Source organism: Streptococcus danieliae (genome assembly GCF_013415245.1).
In the GTDB taxonomy this organism is placed as follows: domain Bacteria; phylum Bacillota; class Bacilli; order Lactobacillales; family Streptococcaceae; genus Streptococcus; species Streptococcus danieliae_A.
Map to the genome: position 1 here is coordinate 1 of NZ_JACBXX010000175.1, position 2,510 is coordinate 2,510.

The window sequence follows — 2,510 nt, forward strand, 5'->3', positions numbered from 1 at the left end:
CAACTGTTCCTTGCTTATCTCCCTCAGTTGAGGTGTCAACCGGAGTTTTAAAGCCAACTTTGGTCCCTTGTGGAAGGTCTTGTAGATTCGCAATCGCAACCGTTGCTCTTGGTGTACCCCCTGGTCTCACCGTTTGTTCACGAGCCTCTGGAGTATACTTATCCGCATCTGGAGTGACGACTTTAACGGTTACCGGAACCTCATCACGAGTACCATCTGGATAGGTTACTACAACAACAGCTGACTTGTCTCCCTCACTTGAGGTATTGACAGGAGCCTTAAAGGCATACTGGGTGCCCTCAGGTAAGCTGCTCGCACTCTCAATGGAATTTACTGCTTGTGGAGTTTCATTCGGTTTAACCGTCTGCGTCTTCCCTGCTGGCGTATACTTGTCCGCATCTGGTGCAACAACCTTAACAATTACTGGAACTTCTTCACTGGACTTATCTGGATAGGTTACAACAACAACAGCCGATTTATTACCCTCAGTTGCGGTATCAACAGGACTCTTGAATCCAACCTGAGTTCCTTCCGGTAAATCTGCTAAATTCCCAATCGCAAGCGTTGCCCTCGGAGTTCCCCCTGGTCTCACTGTTTGCTCTTTCCCGACAGGTTCATAAGTATCTTTATCAGCAGGCTTGGTCCCTCTCTTAATAACGCGATCAACCGCATCCGTAACTTCCTCAGTCGGAGTATTCGCAGTTACTTCTCCCGTTGTGCTATTAACAGAGTAGGTTGTCGTGACAACTTTCCGACCTTCTTTTCCTTCCGTCACAACAACTTCAGGAGCATCAGCCTTCATAGTCGGATCATTCTGATAGACCGTCTTAAATGGGAGATTCGTTGTTTCTACCTTAGGCTTGGTTCCGACCTTAACCTGCTTCGATACCGGTTCGCGAACGACAACTGGTTCGCCTCTAGTCTCAACAGTCTCTCCTTGGGCATTCTTCGAAGTTGTTATTTTAACCGTCTGTTCTCCATTAACACCTTCACGAACTACAAGCTGTTTTCCAACGTCTTGACTATCATCCGCTTGGTATTCAGTTGAAAACGGAATCTCCTCGGTAACTGTCCTGTCCCTATTTTTATATTTTTTAAAGGCTGTTCCATCCAATGTAACAGTGGCACTAATGATATTTCGAATCGGAGTCGTACGATTCGCAGGATCAACTGGCTTATTATAAGTCGGAGAAAATGCTGTCGCAAAGTCAATCACAAAATGACCCCAAAAATCATCACGGTCTGGCCAAGGAGTTACCTTAGAAGTAAACTCTAATGTATTTTCTTGACCGATATTGGCTTTTACCGATGGAGAATAATATTTAGTAGTAGAATCGGTCTTAGAGGGAACTCCGGTAATTGTTTGGCCATTAAACAATACCGTCTTAGGCACCTCATAGGTTGTAGTACCAGCAATACTAACCCCAACCGGGGCAGCAGGAGCTCTTCCACTTACTCGATTTGGAACGTATTTAGCAACCCAACGAACAAGGTATGTACCGTCAGGTTCTGGACCATTTTCGGATACATAACCATCAAACGAAATAACCCGAGCTCCATAATCAGCAGCATCTCCTGAAGTGGTTTGTATCTGACGGAATAATTGGAAGATCCTTACTTCACCTTCCCGAGCGCCAGTTGATCGTAAAACAGAACGAAAACGACTTGCCTGTTCAGCTTTTTCTGATTTTCTCTCCAAGTCCTGAACAAGAGCCATATTCTCAGCATCTGTAGCTGTTACCTCAGCAACATTCTCTTCCTTCACAAATAGGATGAGTCACTGTTTCTTTCTTAGTTTCAAATACACTATCAAACTTTGGAGCAGATTCTGAAACCTTTGGATTCTCCATCGATTTATTTTCAGATTCTACTACAGTTGAATGTGACACTTCCGTTTCCCGAACCACTACCTCAGGAATTGACGAGATTGATTGATTCGTTTCTGCTGACTTCGATTTTTCAACAGAACTTTCTCCCATCTCCGGCTTCAAATCTGTAGCTTCCGAACTCGACTTCAAATCTGCAGCTTCCGAACTCGGCTTCACTTCAACAGTCTCTTGAGGTGAAGTCGACTCTAAAACAGCAGGTCCCACATAGGTTTCACTCGCTGACTCCTCTATCGAATTTTCTTCTATAGCTGAATCTAGAGAAACAGTAGCTGTACTTTCCGTAGTCCCAATCTGTTCATCGGCAGATACACTTGTAGTACCATTCGCGAATACAGTTGCAAGTAATACGGAAGCAGCACCTAACTTATATTTTCGAATCGAAAATCTTTGTTTAGCATCTCCTCTATCCAATTCCTGTCTCCTTTATTGATTTTTTAATAATTTCTAGTATGCATTATACGTATAGAAATTTCATCTTATTATAACACATATACTCCCGACTTTATCACCTAGATTTATGAAAACTTAGCTCAAACCCTTGATAGAGCTGAGTTTTTTTGTAAAATCCAACTATTTTTCTTGTTGTATATGGTTGTGTATGGTATAATAGAGTATGGCATT

Annotated in this window: 2 protein-coding genes; both read right to left on the bottom strand. The window is 43.0% G+C overall.

Features of this window, described 5'->3' with window-relative positions:
- Nucleotides 1–1,765 (bottom strand): Rib/alpha-like domain-containing protein (locus HZY94_RS10690; protein WP_179925781.1); only part of this gene is annotated, 1,765 nt, incomplete at its 3' end.
- A complete protein-coding gene (locus tag HZY94_RS08415; RefSeq protein ID WP_179925782.1) occupies nt 1,743–2,300 on the bottom strand; it encodes a YSIRK-type signal peptide-containing protein in 558 nt (185 codons plus the stop codon). The genes HZY94_RS08415 and HZY94_RS10690, both read right to left, overlap by 23 nt.
- Nucleotides 2,301–2,510: the final 210 nt, after the last annotated feature.